This is a genomic window from Vibrio sp. Y58_MX_L22 (assembly GCF_024181865.1).
Lineage (GTDB): Bacteria > Pseudomonadota > Gammaproteobacteria > Enterobacterales > Vibrionaceae > Vibrio > Vibrio alginolyticus.
Window position 1 is genome coordinate 43,849 of record NZ_JAMZAN010000004.1, and the last position, 21,633, is coordinate 65,481.

Consider the following 21,633-nt stretch of genomic DNA (forward strand, 5'->3'; position numbering starts at 1 on the left):
CTAATGTTATTTGCAAAATGCAAAGCGTAATGCGATTATTGTTTAAAACACAACAAAATAATAGCTAGGTTATGCAACAAAAACCCGAAGGCCCAAAGTCTCGTTACCTTTTAATGGTCGAGGACACAGCATCTGTTGCGGCTCTGTACCGCTCATACCTGACACCGCTTGGCATAGATATCAATATTGTCGGCACAGGTAGGGATGCCATTGAGAGCCTAAATCATCGAATTCCAGATCTTATTTTACTCGATCTCCGTCTGCCAGATATGACGGGGATGGACGTTTTACATGCCGTTAAAAAGAGTCATCCCGACGTACCTATAATTTTTATGACCGCTCACGGTTCTATCGATACCGCTGTCGAGGCCATGCGTCATGGCTCACAAGACTTTTTAATCAAACCGTGTGAAGCAGACCGTTTACGTGTCACGGTTAACAATGCAATTCGTAAAGCGACCAAGCTAAAAAATGAAGCCGATAATCCAGGTAATCAGAGCTATCAGGGGTTTATCGGCAGTAGCCAAACCATGCAGCAGGTTTACCGTACGATAGATTCAGCGGCGAGCAGTAAAGCGAGTATTTTTATCACAGGTGAAAGTGGTACTGGTAAAGAGGTATGTGCCGAGGCTATTCACGCAGCAAGTAAACGTGGTGACAAACCTTTTATTGCAATTAACTGTGCTGCAATTCCAAAAGATTTGATTGAGAGTGAACTGTTTGGTCACGTAAAAGGGGCCTTTACTGGCGCTGCGAATGATCGTCAAGGGGCTGCTGAGTTAGCGGATGGCGGCACACTTTTTCTAGATGAGCTTTGTGAGATGGACTTGGATTTACAAACCAAGTTGCTACGATTTATTCAAACGGGCACATTCCAAAAAGTGGGTTCCTCAAAAATGAAGAGCGTGGATGTGCGCTTTGTGTGTGCCACTAACCGTGATCCCTGGAAAGAGGTACAAGAAGGTCGATTCCGTGAAGATTTGTACTATCGTTTGTATGTCATTCCTTTGCATTTACCGCCTTTACGCGAACGAGGCGAAGATGTTATTGAAATTGCATACTCACTGTTAGGTTACATGTCACACGAAGAAGGAAAAAGCTTCATACGTTTTGCGCCTGATGTCATCGAGCGATTCAACAGCTATGAGTGGCCGGGTAACGTTCGTCAGTTACAAAACGTGCTACGCAATATCGTTGTTCTAAACAACGGTAAAGAGATTACGTTGGACATGTTACCGCCACCGTTGAATCAACCGCTTGACCGTCCGTGGTCTGTGGCTAAATTAATTGAGCCGAAAGCGATGACCGCATCTGAGATTATGCCATTATGGATGACGGAAAAAATGGCAATCGAGCAAGCGATTGAAGCATGTGATGGCAATATTCCTCGAGCGGCGGGATACCTTGATGTCAGTCCGTCGACGATTTACCGCAAGTTACAGGCATGGAACGGCAAGGAAGAGCGGCAAAAAGTATGAGTGTAAATGTATTAAATCAGCAAAAAATAGATGAACTGTCGATGGAAATTGGCAGTGACAACGTACCTGTACTGTTCGATATCTTCCTAGGAGAAATGGATACCTATATCGAGAACTTATCCCAACTGCAGGGGGCAGAGCGATTAGCTTACTCAAAAGAAATCAGCCACGCGTTGAAAAGTAGTGCTGCGAGCTTTGGGGCAGATCGCCTTTGTGAACTGGCGATGTCTATAGACAAAAAAGCGAAAGCCGGTGAGTTAACTGCGGAGTCTGAGGAATTAGAGGCGATGTTCGATCTTTTGCACGAAACTCGAGATGCTTATCGCTCTTGGCGACAGTAGCTATTTATTCCTATTAACCATTTTTTCTTAGTAAACATCTGTTCTTACTGGATGCCTGAACTAAAACCCTTCGATGACAGAAGGGTTTTCATTATCAATAAACAACTTAAAAGAGGGCGCTAGTCAGGTAACGTGCTCCTAGATAGAAAGTTGTAGCTGATTTTCAATCGCTAGTTTGAGCTTGTTTCTATCGTGACGCCAGTCTCGGTTAGAGGAGGCGAGTGACTCCGTCACTACATTCCATTGACTTAAGACGTCTTGCTCGGTTTTCTCTGCTAGAACCACGTCTATTTTTCTTCCTTGACAGGCACGTTCACACCATTCTAATTTTTGAGCCATCGTCATTCGTCCCGCTGGGCCGTATTCTGGACTCAGGTTAGCAACAAAAATGACTTTTGCTTTTGTGTTTGCTGCAATCGCTTTGCCGAGTTCAGGCAGCAATAAAGGAGGCATGATACTAGTTAAAAAACTGCCAGGGCCAAGAATAATCGCGTCCGCTTCCGCCAAAGCTGTGATGGCTTCTTTGGTAGCAGGCACTTCTGGTGAAAGATCCAAACGTCGCAAGTCTGCTTTCATTTCGTCGACATTTGTTTCTCCCGTAACCCACTTCCCATCTACGGATAACGCGGAAAGATCCGAAGGGTGTTCGGACATAGGAAGGATGTTAACATCGACTTTTAACATATTGCGAATCAGATTAATGGCATCTAAAGGTCTGACCGATAAGTTATCGAGTGCAGTAAGCATCAAATTACCAAGATTATGACCATCAAGTTCGCCAGTGCCTTTGAAGCGATATTCAAACATCATAGAACTGATCGAAGGCTCTGTAATGAGCTGATTAATACAGTTACGTGTGTCTCCCCAAGCGATTCCTCCTTGGCAGTGACGAATTCTTCCTGTTGAACCACCATTGTCAGTCGTGGCAACAATCCCAGTTGCATTGCTGCCAAAATCTCGTAATGCGGCCAGCATTCGACCTAAGCCATGACCACCGCCAACAGCGACCACTTTTTTATCTGTGTAGATATTCATTATGTTCTTCTAATAATCTAATAAAAAACGGCTACAATTTATCTTAAGGAGTGTCTTAAAGGTACTCACTTAGCGGTAAATTGTGTCTCTAGAGAGTTTTTTATCACTCAAGTCTGGATTCCATTACAAATATTAAGTATTTTACACCGCAAAGCTATCAGAGATTTCATATCTCTGGTTGCCATAACTCCGAGCTCACTATTGCTAAGTCCGAGGATAAGCGTTTTGAGCCAGTGGCGTACTGTCACAAGGGCATGATTGGAAATGGCCATGCCTCCCGTGTTTGGAAAGGTGTTCCGTGGCGCAACAATTCGAAGACAAATTTCATCGTAAGTTCTATTACTTGCGTCTGTCTGTGACCGACGTATGTAATTTCAAATGTACCTATTGCCTTCCTGATGGCTATAAGCCTTCGGGCAATAAAAACTCGTCTTTTTTATCTCTCCCTGAAATCAAACGGGTCGTAAAAGCATTCGCTGATTGTGGCACGTCAAAAGTGCGCATCACTGGTGGTGAGCCTAGCTTGCGCAAAGATTTCACTGACATCATTCATTCTGTCGCAACGACGCCAGGCATCAAAAAGGTGGCGACGACGACCAACGGCTACAGAATGGCGAAGCAAGTTGCAGACTGGCGTGAAGCCGGTTTAACAAACATCAACGTGAGTGTAGATAGCCTTGACCCGCGTATGTTTCGTCAAATCACAGGTGAAAATAAGTTTACTGAAGTCATGAATGGTATCGAACGTGCGTTCGAGGTCGGTTATGAGCAAGTAAAAGTTAATGTGGTGTTGATGAAAGATCTGAACCATCACGAGCTGCCAGCGTTTCTTAACTGGATAAAAGATCGTCCAATCCAACTGCGTTTCATTGAGTTGATGCAAACGGGTGAGATGGATGAGCTATTTAATAAGCACCATGTATCCGGAGTGGCAATTCGTAACCAGCTAATTGCAAATGGTTGGTTGCTGAAAGTGCGCTCGCATAATGATGGTCCTGCGCAAGTATTTGTTCATCCTGATTACAAGGGTGAAATAGGTCTTATCATGCCTTATGAAAAAGACTTTTGTGAAAGCTGCAACCGACTGCGCGTTTCTGCGATGGGTAAGCTGCACCTATGTCTGTTTGGAGACCACGGTGTAGAATTGCGTGATCTTTTGGAACGTGATGAGCAAGAGAGTGAGCTTATTGAACGTATCCAGGCGCAGTTACAAACCAAGTCGGTAAGCCATTTCTTGCATGATGGCAATACTGGTATGACGCCACACCTCGCGTCTATCGGCGGCTAACTTCATTCAATTTTTAGAGCGAGTTCACTGATAAGCTGGCTCTAACTTTTTCCGAATCGATACCAAGCGTATCAAAGCTAATTAAGAGAATAGGTGAACAAATGGGTCACGCTGAAAGCAAATTCCAACCTGCAAATATTGCCGTTCTAACGGTATCTGACACTCGTACTGAAGAAAACGATACCTCTGGTCGTTACCTTGCTGAACATGCTCAAGAAGCGGGTCACAACGTAGTAGACAAGCAAATTGTTATTGATGATATGTACAAGATCCGCGCGATTGTTTCTCAATGGATTGCTGATGAAAGCGTACAAGCGATCATGATTACTGGCGGTACAGGTTTCACCTCACGTGATAGCACGCCAGAAGCACTTAAGCCTCTATTTGATAAAGAAGTTGAAGGTTTTGGTGAGTTGTTCCGTATGGTGTCGTACGAAGAGATCGGTACGTCAACTATTCAGTCTCGTGCGATTGCTGGTTTTGCTAACCACACCGTGATCTTCGCAATGCCAGGTTCAACTGGTGCGTGTCGCACAGGCTGGACAAAAATTATTAAACAGCAGTTGGATGCAAGTCATCGCCCTTGTAACTTCATGCCACACCTATCTGTATAACCTTTCCTAAAAGCGAAGGAAAAACAATGACCCAATTTACACATATCAATGCTTCTGGCGAAGCAAACATGGTTGACGTGTCAGCAAAAACGGAGACGGTTCGTGAAGCTCGTGCTGAAGCATTTGTTCACATGGCCCCAGAAACACTTCAACTGATTGTCTCTGGCCAGCACCACAAAGGTGATGTATTTGCGACGGCTCGTATTGCTGGTATTCAAGCTGCGAAGAAAACCTGGGATTTGATTCCACTTTGTCATCCGCTACTACTCTCTAAAGTTGAAGTTCAACTGGAAGCTATCGAAGCAGAAAACAAAGTTCGCATCGAATCAGTATGTAAACTTGCGGGTAAAACTGGTGTGGAAATGGAAGCGCTCACGGCAGCTTCCGTTGCTGCTCTAACGATTTACGATATGTGTAAAGCAGTACAAAAAGACATGGTCATTGGTCAAGTTCGTCTATTAGAGAAAACGGGTGGTAAATCTGGTCACTTTAAGGTGGAATCATGATTAAAGTACTTTTCTTTGCTCAAACTCGAGAGCTGATTGGCATCGACAGTGTCGAGTTAGACGGGCCGTTTGAAACGGTTGAATCAATTCGTGCACATCTAGTGGAAGAAGGCACTAAGAAAGATGGCAAGTGGGATTTAGCGCTCGAGCCAGGAAAGCTACTTGCTGCAGTGAACCAATCCATCGTCCCTCTGGATACACAAGTAAAAGCAGGTGACGAAGTTGCGTTTTTCCCGCCGGTAACTGGGGGTTAAGATGGATTCTCGTGTTTCTGTACAAATTGAAGACTTTTCGGTTGAGCAAGAATATCAACGTCTATCTGAAGGGACGGCTGCCGGCGCTGTCGTTACATTCGTTGGTAAAGTTCGAGATATGAACCTTGAGGATAATGTCATTGGTTTACATCTAGAGCACTATCCGGGGATGACAGAGAAGAGCTTGAGCGACATTTGTGATCAAGCTGAGTCTCGCTGGCCACTATTAGGTGTACGCGTGATTCATCGTGTCGGAGACATGGATAGCGGTGATCAAATTGTATTTGTGGGCGTTTCCAGTGCGCACCGCGGCGCGGCATTTGATGCGTGCGAGTTCATCATGGATTATCTGAAAACCCAAGCACCATTTTGGAAAAAAGAGCGTACGACGAATGAAGATCGTTGGATTGAGTCGCGCGACACCGATCATCAAGCTGCACAGCGTTGGGAAAAATAGAACTAACCCGCATTCTAGTGAAAAAAGCTAAGTGCTAATGGTACTTAGCTTTTTTTGTATTTATCTTCATTGTATTGCTCACTTTGTTTCAATATTTCCTATCTTTTGTCTGGTGATATTCTTCACAATAAAAGTTTTTTGCCCAATATATAAACAATTATTTGTTAGACTTGATTTGTCATAAATGTTAAATGATGTGTAAATATCTAGCATAAGATGCTAGTAAATGGTTTAAACTCAGATTAATCGAAAGTTTCGCCTGTTAAATGTCGCTTCTGGTCTTTATTTGGCTGGTGAATGCTTTGGGGTTAGAGTTTACTGCTAGATATGTGTGGTTTAGTCAGCATTATTGGTTTTTTTGCTACATTTTTATGGCAAATTACTTCAATGATTGCTAATGTGTGCCGCAGTCTTTGTAAGGTTTTAGACTTTTGTGCTCAGAAAGTGCACTAAAAAAATCTAAAACTCTGACCGTTCCAGGCCCTTACAAAGAAGTCATGGATGCTAACGAAAAAATTTGGAGTTTTACGCATGTATAAGAATAAAATCACGCGCGCTTTATTTATTGGTGCTGGTCTTTCTCTCGCTCTAGCTGGTTGTGGTGAAAAGCCTGCGGAGAAACAAGCTGCTGAGCCTGCTCCGGCTCCAGCCCCTGAAGCTAAATCTGATTCTAAAGAGCCAAAACTTGCTGCTGTTCAAGAATTGGTGCGTGGTAACGGTACAGAAGTTGCGACAATAGACCCTCATAAATCTCAAGGTGTTCCAGAATCCCACGTGATTCGCGATCTTCTTGAAGGCCTTGTAAACCAAGATGCGGACGGTAACACTATCCCTGGTGTTGCAGAATCTTGGGAAACTGAAGACAACAAAACATACACTTTCCACTTACGTGAAGACGCAAAATGGTCAAACGGTGATCCTGTCACTGCAGGTGATTTCGTTTACAGCTTCCAACGTGCAGTCGATCCAGCAACCGCCTCTCCATATGCTTGGTACATGGAATACACCAAGATGAAGAACGCAAAAGACATTGTTGCGGGTAAAAAAGATAAGAGCGAGTTAGGTGTTAAAGCGGTTGACGACCACACGTTAGTGGTTGAGTTAGATACTGCAGTACCATATTTTGTAATGATGATGGGCCACACGACAGTGAAACCTGTTCATCAAGCAACTGTTGAAAAGTTCGGCGATCAATGGACGAAGCCAGAGAACTTTGTAGGTAACGGTGCTTATGTTGTTGACAACTGGGTTGTAAATGAGCGTTTGGTTCTAAAACGTAACGAACAGTACTGGGACAACGAAAACACGACGCTTGATCAAGTGACTTTCTTACCAATCGAGAACCAAGTAGCGGAAATGAACCGCTTCCTAGCGGGTGAAATCGACTTCACGAACGAGCTGCCTACAGAGCACTTCAAGCGTCTGAAGAAAGAGCACCCACAAGAAGTGTCTGTAACCGGTAACTTATGTACTTACTACTACATCTTCAATACGAAGAAAAAGCCGTTTGATGATGTTCGTGTGCGTAAAGCGATTTCTTATGCGATTGACCGTAACATTGTGACTGATGCGATTTTAGGTCAAGGTCAAAAGCCAGCTTACTTCCTAACACCTGAAATTACGGCAGGTTTCAACCCAGAAATCCCTGCATACGGCAAAATGACGCAAGAAGAGCGTAACGCAGAAGCTGCGCGTCTATTGGAAGAAGCGGGTTACGGCGCAGACAACCCTCTTGAATTTAACCTTCTATACAATACATCAGAGAACCACAAGAAACTTGCGGTTGCACTGGGTTCAATGTGGAAGAAGACACTTGGTCTTGACGTTACGCTAGAAAACCAAGAGTGGAAAACTTACCTATCTACCAAAGATTCTGGCAACTTTGAGGTTGCTCGTGCAGGTTGGTGTGGCGACTACAACGAAGCTTCATCTTTCCTAACGCTGATGATGAGTAATAACACTACTGGTGGTATTCACTACGACAGCAAAGAGTACGATGCGATCATGAACAAAGCATTTGCTTCAACTTCTGACGAAGAGCGCCAAGCGCTTTACCTAGAAGCAGAGAAGTTGATGGCAAAAGATATGCCAATCGCACCTATCTACCAGTACGTGAAATCACGTCTACTATCACCGAAAGTTGGTGGCTTCCCAGTAAATAACGCGGAAGACAAGATTTACTCTAAAGATCTCTACATCACAGAGTAATTCGTAACTCGATAGAACTATAAAAATGAGGCCCTACATGTGAGAAATTGCATGTAGCGCCTATCTTTAGTCCAAAAGAATTGGACGACTTCTTTAATTTAACTGTCACAGACTGAAAGAGTGAGTTTATGCTTAAATTCATCGCAAAAAGGATATTTGAGGCGATCCCAACAATGTTGGTTTTGATCACCGTATCTTTCTTTCTTATGCGCTTTGCACCGGGAAACCCTTTCTCGACAGAGCGTCCATTGCCACCCGAAGTAATGGCAAATATCGAAGCTAAATATGGCTTGGATAAACCTGTATTTGAACAATACACCACGTATTTGACCAATGTTATCCAAGGTGATTTCGGACCGTCATTTAAATACCTTGATTACTCAGTAAACGAGCTGATCGCGGTTGCCTTACCTGTTTCGGCTAAAGTGGGCTTCATCGCCTTTATCTTTACTTTGATAATGGGGGTTACCGTCGGTACCATTGCTGCGCTCAAGCAAAATACTTGGATTGATTACACCATTATGTCGACTGCGATGCTTGGTGTCGTAATGCCATCCTTTGTATTAGCGCCTGCGCTTATCTACATATTCTCGCTTCACTGGAATATCTTCCCTGCGGGCGGTTGGCAAGATGGTAGCTGGCAGTATTTAGTGCTTCCTGTTATTGGTATGTCGCTACTGTATGTTGCTACCTTTGCTCGTATCACGCGTGGTTCGATGATCGAAACCCTAAACAGTAACTTTATTCGTACGGCACGTGCTAAAGGTCTAAGTTACCGTTACATCATTATCAAACACGCTCTGAAGCCGGCACTTCTCCCTGTTGTTTCTTACATGGGGCCAGCTTTCGTAGGTATCATCACCGGCTCCGTTGTTATCGAAACCATTTTTGGTCTGCCTGGTATTGGTAAACTATTCGTTAACGCTGCATTTAACCGTGACTACTCGCTAGTAATGGGGGTAACCATTCTGATTGGTTTCCTATTCATTCTATTCAACGCGATTGTAGATATTTTACTTGCAATGATTGACCCGAAAATTCGCTACTAACAGGGACGTTTGGTTATGTTAACGAAAAAAGAAAACCTAGAAGCGATTGAGAAATTCTCCGAAAACTTGGAGATTGAAGGTCGCAGTCTTTGGCAAGATGCTCGTATCCGTTTCATGCGCAATAAAGCGGCGATGGTGAGCTTATTCCTTCTTGTTCTAATGACGTTGGCGGTTATTATCCTGCCAATGATCGCACCGTACACATTTGATGATACTGACTGGTACGCGATGCACGTTGCACCGAATGCTGACCATTGGTTTGGTACTGACAGCTTAGGCCGTGATTTATACGTGCGTACGCTAATTGGAGGTCGTATTTCGTTGATGGTGGGTGTTATGGGTGCATTTGTAGCGGTACTGATTGGTACGCTCTACGGCGCAGCATCTGGTTTCATCGGCGGTAAAGTTGACCGCGTAATGATGCGTATTCTAGAAATTTTATACGCGGTACCGTTTATGTTCCTGGTGATTGTACTGGTAACATTCTTCGGTCGTAACATCATGCTGATCTTCGTTGCGATTGGTGCTATCGCATGGCTAGATATGGCGCGTATCGTACGTGGTCAGACTCTTAGTCTACGTAGCAAGGAGTTTATCGAAGCGGCACATGTGTGTGGTGTAAGCAACTGGAAAATCATTACTCGTCATATCGTACCGAACGTACTGGGTATTGTAGCGGTATACTCTACGCTGCTTATCCCAAGTATGATTCTAACGGAATCATTCCTATCATTCCTTGGTCTTGGTGTTCAGGAACCAATGACAAGTTGGGGCGCTCTTCTACAAGAAGGTGCACAGACAATGGAAGTAGCAATCTGGCAGCTGGCATTCCCAGCAGTGTTCATGGTTGTGACGCTATTCTGCTTCAACTACGTTGGTGACGGCCTGCGCGATGCGCTGGATCCAAAAGACAGATAATTAAAAGATAAGATTAAGGAAGCAATGATGAGCTTATTAGATGTCAAAGATCTGCGCGTCGAATTCACCACGCAAGATGGTATCGTAACCGCAGTAAACGATTTGAACTTCTCTCTCAACCAAGGCGAAACCTTAGGTATCGTTGGAGAGTCGGGATCAGGTAAATCTCAAACCGTATTCGCAATCATGGGCCTTTTGGCTAAGAACGGTATTATTTCTGGTAGCGCAAAGTTTGAAGGCAAAGAAATCCTAAATTTACCGGAAAAAGAACTGAACAAAGTGCGTGCGGAACAGATCGCAATGATCTTCCAAGACCCAATGACATCACTGAACCCTTACATGAAAGTGAGTGATCAGTTGATGGAAGTGCTTATGCTGCACAAAGGCATGGGCAAAGCGGAAGCATTTGAAGAATCAGTACGCATGCTGGAAGCGGTAAAAATCCCTGAAGCGCGTAAGCGTATCACGATGTACCCGCATGAGTTTTCAGGCGGTATGCGTCAGCGTGTAATGATCGCGATGGCGTTGTTATGTCGTCCTAAACTGCTTATTGCCGATGAGCCAACAACAGCACTTGATGTGACGGTACAAGCACAGATCATGGACTTGTTGAATGAGCTGAAATCTGAGTTCAACACAGCGATCATCATGATCACGCACGACCTTGGTGTGGTTGCAGGTTCGTGTGACAAGGTGCTGGTGATGTATGCAGGCCGTACTATGGAGTACGGCAACGTAAACGAAATTTTCTACAATCCAAGCCATCCTTATGCGGAGGGGCTGCTGAAGGCGATTCCTCGCCTCGATACTGAGGGTGAAATTCTGCCGACCATTCCTGGTAATCCACCAAACTTGCTTCGTCTACCGCCGGGCTGCCCTTATCAAGAGCGCTGTCACCGTGTGATGGATCGTTGTAAGCGCGAGGCGCCAATTCTGACACCATTTGGTGATGGTCGTCAGCGTGCATGTTTTTCTGAATGGGAGGCTTGGAACAAATGAACGCAGTAGACAAAAAACTAATTCTGGACATTTCTGAGCTGAAAGTTCACTTCAGCATTGCCTCAAAGTCGGCATGGCCGTGGTCAAAGCCTTCGAGCCTGAAAGCGGTAGATGGCGTGAACGTTCGACTATACGAAGGGGAAACGCTTGGTGTAGTAGGTGAATCAGGTTGTGGTAAATCGACGTTTGCTCGTGCCATCATTGGTCTGGTTGAAGCTACTGACGGCCAAGTAGTTTGGTTGGGTCAAGACCTTACTAAAATGAAAAGCGTTCAGCGCCGTGAGACGCGTAAAGAAATTCAGATGATTTTCCAAGACCCATTGGCATCGCTGAATCCGCGTATGACTGTTGGTGATATCATTGCTGAACCTCTTGAGACATTCTATCCAGAACTGTCTAAGCAGGAAGTGAAAGATCGCGTTAAAGAGATGATGGCGAAAGTTGGCCTATTACCTAACGTGATTAACCGTTACCCACACGAGTTCTCGGGTGGTCAGTGTCAGCGTATCGGGATAGCGCGTGCGCTTATCCTTAAGCCTAAGATGATCATTTGTGACGAGCCAGTATCGGCGCTTGATGTATCTATTCAAGCTCAGGTGGTTAACCTACTTAAAGAGATTCAAAAAGAGTTAGGGCTTTCTCTGGTATTCATTGCGCATGACTTGTCTGTCGTTAAACACATTTCAGATCGCGTTTTAGTTATGTATTTAGGTAATGCCGTGGAACTTGGCGAGGCCGAGGCTCTGTTTGCTGATCCTAAGCACCCATATACGCGTGCGCTGATGTCTGCGGTTCCGATCCCGGACCCGGATATTGAGCGCAATAAGAAAATCCAAATGCTAGAGGGTGATCTTCCTTCACCTATCAACCCACCGTCGGGTTGTGTATTCCGCACTCGTTGCCCACAAGCAACCGAAGAGTGTGCGAAGACGAAGCCAACCATTTTAGGTAATGACGTTCACGCGGTATCTTGTTTACACGTTAGTGTATAAATTCAGCCTGTGACGGGCTTAAGCGCGACACCTTCATCGGGTCGCGCTTTTTTTATGTGTCTGATTTATACATTCGAATTTCTTGAACATGATGTCCTAAGTTCGATGATTCTCTGTTTGATAGGAAACGCTAATATAGACACAAACAGAACGAGAGGAGAGCAATCATGGGTAAGTTGGTTGAAGGTGTTTGGCAAGATGTCTGGTATGACACAAAATCAAATGGTGGCAAATTTGTGCGCGAAGATGCCGGATTCCGTAACTGGGTTAAAAACGACCCTGATGCGGAGTTTACGCCAGAGTCCGGTCGATACCATTTGTATGTCTCTCTTGCTTGTCCTTGGGCACATCGAACCCTCATTTTCCGCAAGCTGAAAGGTTTAGAACCACATATTGATGTCACGGTCGTTTGCCCTGATATGCTCAGCCAAGGTTGGCAAATGGGGCTTCCTGAGCCATTGTTTGGTCACACGCGCATGTATCAAATTTACACGCAGGCCAAACCCGATTACACGGGCCGCGTAACCGTGCCTGTACTTTGGGATAAAAAGACCAATACTATTGTGTCGAACGAGTCGTCAGAGATCATTCGTATGTTTAACTCGGAGTTCAATGCGTTAACAGGGAATCACGACGACTACTATCCAGAACATCTAAAACACGTTATTGATGAGTGGAACGATTTTGTTTATCCGAATGTCAACAACGGAGTGTATCGTTGTGGCTTCGCGACTACGCAAGAGGCGTATGAAGAAGCGTTTGATTCTTTGTTTAATGCGTTAGATAAAATCGATGCTCACCTAGCGACGCATCGTTACTTAGCAGGGAACACAATTACTGAGGCGGATTGGCGTTTGTTTACGACTCTTATTCGTTTTGATGCGGTGTATGTGGGGCATTTCAAGTGTAACAAGCAGCGCATCGCAGACTACGAAAATATACAAGGCTACTTAAAAGAGTTGTATCAAGTTGAAGGCGTCGAAGACACGACGGATTTCTATCACATTAAACGCCACTACTACTTCAGCCACACAGGGATTAATCCGACGCAAGTTGTACCAAAAGGGCCTGATTTAGACCTAAATACTCCTCATGGAAGAGAAAGGATTGGCTAGTTTGCTGCTTCCATCGCAAATGAAAAAGTACTTAACGGTTAGCAATGCCGTTAAGTACTTTTGTGTCATCTAAATACCGGGAGTAGGAAGTTTACTTTTTCATTCATCGTCACCTTACTTAGCGCGTACGATGTCCATCACTAGCTTTCCGTCCACTTTTACAGGACCGTCCTCTTTAGCGCCGAGCGTATACTCAAACACACCAGTCTTCATGCCACCTTTCTCTCCGTGGACCATTAACATCAGCATATCGCCTGATTCTACTGGTTCCATCAAAATTGCATTTACGTTTTCATTCTTTCCCATTTTTAACGGAGCGTAGCCGATAACAGGACCAGGCTTCATTGATTCGTCTGTTCGGTGGACAACCATCCACCCATTGTCATCAGCATGAGCCATTTCAGCGGTCACCGTTCCTCCGGACATATCTTGATCGACGCCTTTAATACTCGGGGCGGAAAAGCTGAATGAAGAAAAACTAATCAGAAACGCAGCTAAACCAAACTTTATCAGTGATGTATTGATGAAATCCTTCATATGTATTCCTTAGCAGTCAATGAGTTTGTGTATTGCAGTAGCTTTTACGTATTTCCTAGCAAAAAAGTTTAGCTAAAACGTAAATAATGCCGATAAATTGAACAGGGACCGTGCTGCTTTGGAGCCAATGCATTTTTGGGAGTGGGTCAATCGGTGTAATAACAAGCACGAGCAATGTCGATTAGGTATGGGGGGGCGATAGGGAGAAAAGCTTTGTGCACCAGTAATTATAGGTTGTGCAGTAATTGGTATAAAAAACAAATAAGTGTTCTGGCCAGCAATAGAAAAAGCCCTCGACGAATCGAGGGCTTTGTATCTATATCCAACTAGATGTCAGAAGCGATTATTTAGCTTCTTGGTCTGCTTGGATAGCTGTTAGAGCGATGGTGTACACGATGTCGTCTACTAGCGCGCCACGAGACAAGTCGTTTACAGGCTTACGCATACCTTGCAGCATTGGACCGATAGATACTAGGTCAGCTGAACGTTGTACCGCTTTGTAAGTTGTGTTACCCGTGTTTAGGTCTGGGAATACAAATACTGTCGCTTTACCTGCAACTGGAGAGTTTGGTGCTTTAGAAGCAGCAACGTTTTCCATAATAGCAGCGTCGTACTGTAGAGGACCGTCAATGATAAGATCAGGACGTTTCTCTTGAGCCAGTTTTGTTGCTTCACGTACTTTATCAACATCTGCACCCTTACCAGATTCACCAGTAGAGTAAGAGATCATTGCAACGCGTGGTTCGATACCGAATGCTGCTGCAGAGTCAGCAGATTGGATAGCGATTTCAGCAAGCTGTTCAGCAGTTGGATCTGGGTTGATTGCACAGTCACCGTAAACCAGTACTTGATCAGGCAGAAGCATGAAGAATACTGAAGATACGATAGACGCATTTGGTGCCGTCTTGATGATTTGGAACGGAGGAACGATAGTGTTCGCCGTAGTGTGAACAGCACCAGAAACTAGGCCGTCAACTTCGTCGTTCTCAAGCATCATTGTGCCAAGGAATACTGAATCTTGTAGCTTCTCACGAGCCACAACTTCAGTCATGCCTTTCGCACCGCGCAACTCAACTAGGCGAGCAACGTAGTTTTCACGAACAGCATCTGCATCAATGATGGTTACACCAGTACCTAGCTCAACGCCTTGTTGAGCCGCTACGCGACGGATTTCATCTGGGTTACCTAGAAGTACACAGTCTGCAATGCCGCGTTCAGCACAGATCGCTGCTGCTTTAACTGTGCGTGGTTCGTCACCTTCTGGAAGAACGATACGCTTACCTGCTTTACGAGCAAGTTCAGTTAGCTGGTAACGGAACGCTGGTGGGCTTAGACGACGAGACTTCTGAGTGCCTTCAGTCATAGACTCGATCCAGTTACCGTCAATGTGGCCAGCAACGTGTTCGTTGATGAACTCGATACGCTCTTTATCGTCTGCAGGTACTTCGATGCTGAAGCTCTGTAGGTTTAGAGACGTTTGCCAAGTGTTACCTTGTGCTTTGAAGATAGGTAGACCAGTGTCGAATGCTGGTTTACATAGGCCTTCGATTTCGTTAGGGATATCGTAACCGCCAGTTAGCAGTACTGCACCAATATCCACACCGTTCATTGCAGCAAGAGAAGCAGCAACGATAACATCAGGACGGTCTGCAGAAGTAACAAGTAGAGAGCCCGGTTTGAAGTGCTCAATCATGTTTGGCAGAGAACGTGCACAGAAAGTGATGCTCTTGATGCGACGAGTGTTGATGTCACCTTCGTTGATGATATCTGCTTTCAGGTGTTTAGCCATGTCGATTGCACGAGTCGCAATCAGATCAATGCTCCATGGCACACAACCTAGTACACGAATTGGAGAAGTGTTAAAAATTTCCATCACTTTCAATTCGTTTTGTTTCGCGCTGTCTGCATCGTCAAAGATTTCAGATAGGTCAGGGCGAGTACGGCCAGCTTCGTCAACAGGAGCGTTTAGCTTGTTGATGATAACACCAGAGATGTTTTTGTTTTTAGTGCCGCCGAAGTTAGAACATGCTACTTCGATACGCTCTTTCAGTTGCGCAGGGTTATCAGTACCTGGAGTCGCAACTAGCACGATTTCTGCACCAAGTGTTGCCGCGATTTCCGCGTTTACTTGGTTTGCAAATGGGTGCTTACGAGTAGGTACAAGACCTTCGATTAGCGTAACGTCTGCGTCTTTGTTGATTTGGTTGTAACGTTCAACAACGGTTTCTAGCAGCTCGTCCATGTTGTCGTTACCGATTAGGCTTTCAGCAACAGACATCGCCATTGGTTCACCGATCTTCATATCGCTGTTACGACCAACGATAGTTGAAGTCAGATCTGGCTGATCACCACCTGAACGTGGCTGACAGATTGGCTTGTAGAAAGAAACTTTAACGCCTTTACGCTCCATAGCGCGAAGAACACCCATGCTAACGCTTGTTAGGCCAACGCCTGCGCTAGTAGGGATAAGCATAATAGTACGAGACATTCGTAGAGTACCTTTAGCTATTTGGGGGATAAAAGCTCAACTCTTATTCCATGAAGCTCGAAGAATAGGAGTTGAGCCCCTAAGAAATTCGTTTGAATGAAAATCTGGCTAGCCGAGTGGCTAGCCAGGAATTCAATTAAAGACCTGTCAGGCGAGCAGTGTCTTCAGCGATGACTAGCTCTTCGTTAGTAGAGATAACCATTGCAGGGATACGGCTGTTTTCAGTCGTGATAACGCCTTCGCCGCCGAAGCGAGCTTTAAGGTTAGCTTCGCTATCTACTTCGATACCGAAGATGCCAAGACGGTTTAGAACCATTTCACGGATAGGGCCAGAGTTCTCGCCGATACCGCCAGTGAAAGTGATTGCGTCTAGACGGCCTTCCATTGAAGCAGTGTAGCCAGCAACGTATTTAGCTAGACGGTGGCAGAACACGTCCATTGCGCGTGTTGCTTCTTCTTTTTGACCGTAGTTGTCTTCAACGAAACGACAGTCAGAAGTCACTTCAGTTAGACCTTGAAGACCAGACTCTTTAGTTAGCATCGTGTTGATTTGATCAACAGAGTAACCTAGAGCGTCGTGTAGGTGGAAGACGATAGCAGGGTCGATGTCGCCACAGCGAGTACCCATTACCAGACCTTCAAGTGGAGTAAGACCCATAGACGTGTCTACAGATTGACCGTTCTTGATCGCACATACAGATGCGCCGTTACCTAGGTGACAGTTGATGATGTTTACTTCTTCAACTGGTTTGTTTAGTAGGCCTGCAACTTCACGAGTGATGAACAAGTGAGAAGTACCGTGCATGCCGTAACGACGGATACCGTGTTCTTTGTATAGGTTGTATGGAAGAGCGTATAGGTAAGACTCTTCAGGCATAGTTTGGTGGAACGCAGTGTCAAATACAGCAACGTTTTTCAGCTCTGGGAAGTTTTTCTTAGCCGCTTCGATACCGATGATGTGAGCAGGGTTATGAAGAGGTGCAAATGTTGCAGCGTCTTGAATACCTTTTAGAACTTCATCAGTAATTAGTGCAGATTGAGTGAACTGCTCGCCGCCGTGAACGATACGGTGACCGATTGCGCCTAGGTTAGCTTTAAGCTCTGGCTTAGAAGCAAGAATAGTTTCTACCATAAACGCTAGTGCTTCTTCGTGAGCTGCACCATTGCCTAGTTGAGCTTCGTGCTTGCCATCAAGTTTCCACTTGATGCGAGCTTCAGGAAGGTGAAGACACTCAGCAAGACCTGACAAGTGCTCGTCGCCGTTCTCGGCATCAACAACGGCAAATTTAAGAGAAGAACTACCGCAGTTTAAAACTAAAACTAGCTTAGACATGTATGACTACCTGTTATTCGTCTGATAAAAAATCAGTTAAAGAATGAAAAATTAATCACAAGAATAGCCGATACCCAGAAGGCTGCGTACTAATCCTGGTCAAAAATTGTTCTAATTCCATATAAAGAAATAGTGATGAACCCTTCCATCACTATGATGCGATCCGTGCAGATAGATATCTCGGAGTTGCTTAAATTGTAAATAACAGCAACAATGAGATTGAGGGTCTGCAAAGGATAGCGATAATAAGCAATGATAACAAAAAAAATTTGAAAGAATATTAACTTTCATCAATTTTTTGTACCTTCAGTTGAAATGTTCAACTATTTTTTAGTGAGAGAGCGGTATGAGTAATAAAGTCGGATTGATCCATAGCCTGAAAGATGGCCAGAATTACATGGAGATCTGGCCGGTTCGTAAAGAGCTAAGCGCCATATTTCCGGAACAGCGTATCATTAAGGCGACTCGCTTCGGCATTAAAGTCATGCCGGCCGTTGCTGCGATCAGCGTACTCACTCAAATGGCATTCAACAATTACCACGCGTTACCTCAATCCATTGTTGTCGCCTTGTTTGCGATTAGCTTGCCACTTCAAGGCATTTGGTGGCTTGGGGCTCGGTCCAACACGAAATTGCCGCCTTCTTTGGCCTCTTGGTATCGGGAGTTGCATCAAAAAATTGTGGAAACAGGTTTTGCATTAGAGCCTGTCAAAGCTCGCCCTCGTTACAAAGAGCTTGCGATAATACTGAACCGAGCGTTTCGCCAGCTCGATAAATCGTCATTAGACCGTTGGTTCTAATTTAAATTGTTTGAAATGGAGTGTGCACTGGCCGCTCCATTTTTGATCCTGCCTCTATTACCTACTTTGACGGTCGTTGATGAAGCGAGCGAAGCTTTGTTTACCAAAGATTCTTTCCGGATGAAGAAGTCCCCCCGATCACAAATGTTGCTTTAGTGTTAAATCTTTCTTTTCTTTACTAAGACTTAGTAGTAATAATAAAAACAAGATGCGCAAGAAGTGCACAGTTATATGAACACAACAATACCGCCTTCAAACATTTGAATTCACGAGTCGATACACATATTGAAAGCTCGTGAAACAAGGACGAAGTCACATCAAGGAGTTATGATGAAAACGAAACGTTTATTAGCCACTGCCGTTCTATCAGCTACTGCTATTTTCTCTTCTACCAATGTACTGGCCGCCACTGCAACTGTCGCAGTTTCACAGATTGTCGAACACCCGGCGTTAGACGCGACGCGCCAAGGGTTACTTGATGGTTTGAAAGCGAAAGGCTACGAAGAAGGCAAAAATCTAGAATTTGATTATAAGACCGCACAGGGTAATCCAGCGATTGCGGTGCAAATTGCCCGTCAGTACGTCGGCGAAAATCCCGATGTGTTAGTTGGCATCGCGACACCTTCGGCACAAGCTTTGGTGTCGGCTACTCGCTCTATTCCTGTTGTCTTTACTGCGGTAACAGATCCGGTTGGTGCGAAATTGGTTAAGTCGATGGAACAACCAGGCAAAAACGTAACTGGCCTGTCTGATCTTTCACCCGTTGCTCAGCATGTCGATCTCATCCAAGAAATTCTTCCTCAGGTGAAAAGCATCGGGGTTGTATTTAATCCCGGTGAAGCTAATGCCGTGACTTTAGTTGAATTACTAAAAGAAAGCGCAAAAGCAAAAGGCATACAAGTGGTTGAAGCGACCGCACTAAAAAGTGCTGATGTTCAGTCTGCGACTCAAGCGATTGCAGCGAAATCAGACATTCTTTACGCCCCAACAGACAATACAGTTGCAAGTGCGATTGAAGGGATGATTGTGGCAGCGAATCAAGCGAAGAAACCTGTATTTGGTGGCGCGACGTCGTATGTCGAAAAGGGTGCTATTGCAGGCTTAGGTTTTGACTACTACCAGGTTGGTGTACAAACCGCGGATTACGTGGCGGCGATTCTTGATGGTCAAGAACCAGGCAAGCTGGATGTAAAAGTCGCGACGGGCTCTGACCTTGTAATTAATGAAAGCGCAGCATCTAAGCTCGGTATCAAGCTGCCAAGTTCCGTGGTTGAACGTGCGACAAGCATGCAATAAGTAACGCTTTTTGGGGTTAAGCCTGTCACGTTGGTTGGTAGACGCTTGCCCCAAAATTGATACTCGCCGGATTTCTCGTGTAGAGCATTCTGCTAGAGAAGAAGGGGAGTATACGTTAGAAGTCTTACGTTCAGGTTGGTATTAGCCAGCCTGAGTATGCAGAAAGGAGCAGTTATGTCTGCATTTGCTTTTTTTGGCGCACTCGAAATTGGCTTGATTTATGGCCTAGTCGCTCTGGGTGTGTATCTTACGTTCCGTGTTCTCGATTTCCCCGATTTGAGTGTGGATGGCAGCTTTCCAATGGGAGCGGCGGTGGCTGCAACGGCGATTGTCGCAGGTATTAATCCTTGGCTTGCGACAATAATGGCGATGATAGCTGGTAGTATGACGGGGTGGGTAACCGCTTTTCTGGCTGTTCGGTGTGGTATTTTACACCTGTTAGCTTCCATTCTTACCATGATCGCTGCATTTTCAATTAATATTCGTATTATGGGCAAACCTAATATGGCGTTGCTTGGAGAGGATACTATTCTCACTCCGTTTGAAGCATTGGGCGATGCGATGTTTATTCGCCCTCTGGTTGTTGGGGTCTTAGTTCTTCTTTCCGCTTTCTTTGTCATTCGCCTGCTGAACAGCGACTTTGGTCTTGGTTTACGAGCCACGGGTGTGAATGCGCGTATGGTTTCTGCGCAAGGGGCGAGCACTGGCTTTTATACCTACTTTGGCTTGGCTTTATCCAACGGGTTTGTGGGATTCGCAGGCGCGTTGTTTGCACAAACGAACAGCTTTGCGGATGTGACCTCTGGCGTGGGCACCATTGTCGTTGGTTTGGCAGCTGTGATTTTGGGGCAGACCCTTATTCCCGGGCGCAAGATTTGGGTTGCGGTATTTGCGGTCATCATCGGTTCGGTACTTTATCGCCTTGCAGTGGCTTTCGCTTTGAGCTCTGGCATGTTTGGTTTACAAGCTTCAGACCTCAACCTTGTTACCGCAGTATTGGTGGCTGTGGCGCTTATTGCTCCAAAGCTAAAACAGAGCATGAGAGCGAAACAACGCGTTACTGATGCTAAACAAGCGGCATCAAAAAATGGTTCTGGGGAGGCATTATGATCGAACTAAATAACATTCAGGTCACGTTCAACCCTGGGACGATTTTGGAAAATCGTGCATTGAAAGGCGTCTCTTTAGAGGTTCCAGAGCATCAGTTTCTTACCGTGATTGGTTCTAATGGCGCAGGAAAATCCACGTTGCTTGGTGCGGTGACAGGTGAGACGCCGATGATAGGTGGTCAGGTGATCATTGATGGCAAAGACGTCACCAAGCAGACGGTAGCCCAACGTGCGACGCAATGTGCCCGAGTGTTTCAAGATCCATTGGCCGGGACTTGTGGCGAACTGACGATAGAAGAGAACATGGCTCTAGCGCACATGCGTGGTAAAAAACGCAGCTGGGGGTTGGCGCTCTCTACTAAACGTCGCAAGCTGTTCCAAGAGCGAATTAGCATCCTCGGTCTTGGTTTAGAAGACCGCTTGGGCGATAGCATTGGGTTGCTGTCTGGTGGGCAACGACAAGCCGTTAGCCTTGTGATGGCGACGTTATCGGAGAGTAAGCTGTTATTGCTTGATGAACACACGGCTGCGCTTGATCCTCGTATGGCGGCGTTTGTTATCGACTTAACTAAACGTATTGTCGATGAGTTCGATTTAACCGTGATGATGGTGACGCATTCGATGAAAGACGCATTAGCATGTGGCGATAGGACCGTAATGCTTCACCAAGGTGAAATTGTGCTTGATGTGGCTGGAGAGCAGCGCGCTAACATGCAAGTACCAGACTTGTTGGATATGTTCTCTAAAGTGCGTGGTGAAGAGCTTGCAGATGACAGTCTCTTGTTGAACTAAGCGGTATCCGACAAGTCACTACGCC

General features: G+C 45.3%; 21 protein-coding genes and 1 riboswitch. Of the genes, 17 read left to right on the forward strand and 4 right to left on the reverse strand.

What is annotated here, in order from left to right; genetic code table 11:
- The first annotated feature begins 71 nt into the window (after positions 1–71).
- Both luxO and luxU read left to right on the forward strand, forming a co-directional pair.
- Positions 72–1,478, forward strand: a complete 1,407-nt coding sequence (gene luxO, locus NL626_RS10745; RefSeq protein ID WP_253657331.1) for a quorum-sensing sigma-54 dependent transcriptional regulator LuxO — start codon at positions 72–74, stop codon at positions 1,476–1,478.
- Positions 1,475–1,819, forward strand: coding sequence for a quorum-sensing phosphorelay protein LuxU (luxU, locus tag NL626_RS10750; protein ID WP_017636054.1), 345 nt, complete (start codon positions 1,475–1,477; stop codon positions 1,817–1,819). Before luxO ends, luxU begins: the two co-directional genes overlap by 4 nt.
- Positions 1,820–1,957: 138 nt before the next feature.
- Here the strand turns inward: luxU and NL626_RS10755 are convergent, their stop codons facing one another.
- Positions 1,958–2,854, reverse strand: coding sequence for a YvcK family protein (locus tag NL626_RS10755; RefSeq protein WP_005388931.1), 897 nt, complete (start codon positions 2,852–2,854; stop codon positions 1,958–1,960).
- A gap of 175 nt (positions 2,855–3,029) precedes the next feature.
- A riboswitch (molybdenum cofactor riboswitch) is annotated at positions 3,030–3,164 on the forward strand.
- Between NL626_RS10755 and moaA the strand changes: the two genes are divergently transcribed.
- From moaA to NL626_RS10810, 11 genes are all read left to right on the forward strand, one after another.
- Positions 3,153–4,142, forward strand: coding sequence for a GTP 3',8-cyclase MoaA (moaA, locus tag NL626_RS10760; protein ID WP_253657332.1), 990 nt, complete (start codon positions 3,153–3,155; stop codon positions 4,140–4,142). It overlaps the preceding riboswitch by 12 nt.
- A 101-nt stretch (positions 4,143–4,243) precedes the next feature.
- Positions 4,244–4,756 carry a molybdenum cofactor biosynthesis protein B gene (gene moaB, locus NL626_RS10765; protein ID WP_005388935.1) on the forward strand — a complete coding sequence of 171 codons (513 nt, stop codon included), beginning with the start codon at positions 4,244–4,246 and terminating at the stop codon, positions 4,754–4,756.
- Between the two features lie 26 nt (positions 4,757–4,782).
- Positions 4,783–5,262: a cyclic pyranopterin monophosphate synthase MoaC gene (gene moaC, locus NL626_RS10770; RefSeq protein WP_005380779.1), complete on the forward strand. Its 480-nt coding sequence runs from the start codon at positions 4,783–4,785 to the stop codon at positions 5,260–5,262.
- Positions 5,259–5,516, forward strand: a complete 258-nt coding sequence (gene moaD, locus NL626_RS10775) for a molybdopterin synthase sulfur carrier subunit (RefSeq protein ID WP_005388938.1) — start codon at positions 5,259–5,261, stop codon at positions 5,514–5,516. Before moaC ends, moaD begins: the two co-directional genes overlap by 4 nt.
- A 1-nt stretch (position 5,517) precedes the next feature.
- Positions 5,518–5,973: a molybdopterin synthase catalytic subunit MoaE gene (moaE, locus tag NL626_RS10780; RefSeq protein ID WP_253657333.1), complete on the forward strand. Its 456-nt coding sequence runs from the start codon at positions 5,518–5,520 to the stop codon at positions 5,971–5,973.
- A 531-nt stretch (positions 5,974–6,504) separates the two neighbouring features.
- A complete protein-coding gene (locus NL626_RS10785; RefSeq protein ID WP_017633862.1) occupies positions 6,505–8,181 on the forward strand; it encodes an ABC transporter substrate-binding protein in 1,677 nt (558 codons plus the stop codon).
- Between the two features lie 128 nt (positions 8,182–8,309).
- Positions 8,310–9,230 (forward strand): oligopeptide ABC transporter permease OppB, encoded by a 921-nt coding sequence (gene oppB, locus NL626_RS10790; RefSeq protein ID WP_005380786.1) that lies wholly within the window; start codon positions 8,310–8,312, stop codon positions 9,228–9,230.
- Positions 9,231–9,245: 15 nt separating this feature from the next.
- Positions 9,246–10,148, forward strand: coding sequence for an oligopeptide ABC transporter permease OppC (gene oppC, locus NL626_RS10795; protein ID WP_017633861.1), 903 nt, complete (start codon positions 9,246–9,248; stop codon positions 10,146–10,148).
- Between the two features lie 27 nt (positions 10,149–10,175).
- Positions 10,176–11,147, forward strand: coding sequence for an ABC transporter ATP-binding protein (locus NL626_RS10800; RefSeq protein ID WP_005380792.1), 972 nt, complete (start codon positions 10,176–10,178; stop codon positions 11,145–11,147).
- Complete coding sequence (gene oppF, locus NL626_RS10805) at positions 11,126–12,139, forward strand: murein tripeptide/oligopeptide ABC transporter ATP binding protein OppF (RefSeq protein ID WP_005387265.1); 1,014 nt, start codon at positions 11,126–11,128, stop codon at positions 12,137–12,139. The genes NL626_RS10800 and oppF overlap by 22 nt, the downstream gene beginning before the upstream one ends.
- Before the next feature lie 167 nt (positions 12,140–12,306).
- Complete coding sequence (locus NL626_RS10810) at positions 12,307–13,254, forward strand: glutathione S-transferase family protein (RefSeq protein ID WP_042523110.1); 948 nt, start codon at positions 12,307–12,309, stop codon at positions 13,252–13,254.
- A gap of 114 nt (positions 13,255–13,368) precedes the next feature.
- Here NL626_RS10810 and NL626_RS10815 read toward each other — a convergent pair whose 3' ends face one another.
- The 3 genes from NL626_RS10815 to NL626_RS10825 form a co-directional block, all read right to left on the reverse strand.
- Positions 13,369–13,791 (reverse strand): hypothetical protein, encoded by a 423-nt coding sequence (locus tag NL626_RS10815; RefSeq protein ID WP_005380804.1) that lies wholly within the window; start codon positions 13,789–13,791, stop codon positions 13,369–13,371.
- Between the two features lie 343 nt (positions 13,792–14,134).
- A complete protein-coding gene (gene pta, locus NL626_RS10820) occupies positions 14,135–16,279 on the reverse strand; it encodes a phosphate acetyltransferase (RefSeq protein WP_253657334.1) in 2,145 nt (714 codons plus the stop codon).
- A gap of 136 nt (positions 16,280–16,415) precedes the next feature.
- The gene (locus tag NL626_RS10825; RefSeq protein WP_005380807.1) at positions 16,416–17,612 is read right to left on the reverse strand and encodes an acetate kinase; all 1,197 of its coding nucleotides are present in this window, start codon (positions 17,610–17,612) and stop codon (positions 16,416–16,418) included.
- Between the two features lie 346 nt (positions 17,613–17,958).
- On the opposite strand from NL626_RS10825, the gene yfbV reads away from it, so the two are divergent.
- From yfbV to NL626_RS10845, 4 genes are all read left to right on the forward strand, one after another.
- Positions 17,959–18,411: a terminus macrodomain insulation protein YfbV gene (yfbV, locus tag NL626_RS10830; RefSeq protein WP_253657335.1), complete on the forward strand. Its 453-nt coding sequence runs from the start codon at positions 17,959–17,961 to the stop codon at positions 18,409–18,411.
- Positions 18,412–18,741: 330 nt separating this feature from the next.
- On the forward strand, positions 18,742–19,707 hold the full coding sequence (locus NL626_RS10835; protein ID WP_017633858.1) for an ABC transporter substrate-binding protein: 966 nt from the start codon (positions 18,742–18,744) through the stop codon (positions 19,705–19,707).
- Positions 19,708–19,881: 174 nt separating this feature from the next.
- Complete coding sequence (locus tag NL626_RS10840) at positions 19,882–20,817, forward strand: ABC transporter permease (RefSeq protein WP_012841584.1); 936 nt, start codon at positions 19,882–19,884, stop codon at positions 20,815–20,817.
- On the forward strand, positions 20,814–21,608 hold the full coding sequence (locus NL626_RS10845; RefSeq protein WP_005387275.1) for an ABC transporter ATP-binding protein: 795 nt from the start codon (positions 20,814–20,816) through the stop codon (positions 21,606–21,608). The genes NL626_RS10840 and NL626_RS10845 overlap by 4 nt, the downstream gene beginning before the upstream one ends.
- Positions 21,609–21,633 lie beyond the last annotated feature (25 nt).

What these genes read in the sequence shown, in the direction of transcription:
- luxO (WP_253657331.1), top strand. Translation starts at nt 72, where the DNA reads ATGCAACAAAAACCCGAAGGCCCAAAGTCTCGTTACCTTTTAATGGTC.
- luxU (WP_017636054.1), top strand. Translation starts at nt 1,475, where the DNA reads ATGAGTGTAAATGTATTAAATCAGCAAAAAATAGATGAACTGTCGATG.
- NL626_RS10755 (WP_005388931.1), bottom strand. Translation starts at nt 2,854, where the DNA reads ATGAATATCTACACAGATAAAAAAGTGGTCGCTGTTGGCGGTGGTCAT.
- moaB (WP_005388935.1), top strand. Translation starts at nt 4,244, where the DNA reads ATGGGTCACGCTGAAAGCAAATTCCAACCTGCAAATATTGCCGTTCTA.
- moaC (WP_005380779.1), top strand. Translation starts at nt 4,783, where the DNA reads ATGACCCAATTTACACATATCAATGCTTCTGGCGAAGCAAACATGGTT.
- moaD (WP_005388938.1), top strand. Translation starts at nt 5,259, where the DNA reads ATGATTAAAGTACTTTTCTTTGCTCAAACTCGAGAGCTGATTGGCATC.
- moaE (WP_253657333.1), top strand. Translation starts at nt 5,518, where the DNA reads ATGGATTCTCGTGTTTCTGTACAAATTGAAGACTTTTCGGTTGAGCAA.
- NL626_RS10785 (WP_017633862.1), top strand. Translation starts at nt 6,505, where the DNA reads ATGTATAAGAATAAAATCACGCGCGCTTTATTTATTGGTGCTGGTCTT.
- oppB (WP_005380786.1), top strand. Translation starts at nt 8,310, where the DNA reads ATGCTTAAATTCATCGCAAAAAGGATATTTGAGGCGATCCCAACAATG.
- oppC (WP_017633861.1), top strand. Translation starts at nt 9,246, where the DNA reads ATGTTAACGAAAAAAGAAAACCTAGAAGCGATTGAGAAATTCTCCGAA.
- NL626_RS10800 (WP_005380792.1), top strand. Translation starts at nt 10,176, where the DNA reads ATGAGCTTATTAGATGTCAAAGATCTGCGCGTCGAATTCACCACGCAA.
- oppF (WP_005387265.1), top strand. Translation starts at nt 11,126, where the DNA reads ATGGGAGGCTTGGAACAAATGAACGCAGTAGACAAAAAACTAATTCTG.
- NL626_RS10810 (WP_042523110.1), top strand. Translation starts at nt 12,307, where the DNA reads ATGGGTAAGTTGGTTGAAGGTGTTTGGCAAGATGTCTGGTATGACACA.
- NL626_RS10815 (WP_005380804.1), bottom strand. Translation starts at nt 13,791, where the DNA reads ATGAAGGATTTCATCAATACATCACTGATAAAGTTTGGTTTAGCTGCG.
- pta (WP_253657334.1), bottom strand. Translation starts at nt 16,279, where the DNA reads ATGTCTCGTACTATTATGCTTATCCCTACTAGCGCAGGCGTTGGCCTA.
- NL626_RS10825 (WP_005380807.1), bottom strand. Translation starts at nt 17,612, where the DNA reads ATGTCTAAGCTAGTTTTAGTTTTAAACTGCGGTAGTTCTTCTCTTAAA.
- yfbV (WP_253657335.1), top strand. Translation starts at nt 17,959, where the DNA reads ATGAGTAATAAAGTCGGATTGATCCATAGCCTGAAAGATGGCCAGAAT.
- NL626_RS10835 (WP_017633858.1), top strand. Translation starts at nt 18,742, where the DNA reads ATGAAAACGAAACGTTTATTAGCCACTGCCGTTCTATCAGCTACTGCT.
- NL626_RS10840 (WP_012841584.1), top strand. Translation starts at nt 19,882, where the DNA reads ATGTCTGCATTTGCTTTTTTTGGCGCACTCGAAATTGGCTTGATTTAT.
- NL626_RS10845 (WP_005387275.1), top strand. Translation starts at nt 20,814, where the DNA reads ATGATCGAACTAAATAACATTCAGGTCACGTTCAACCCTGGGACGATT.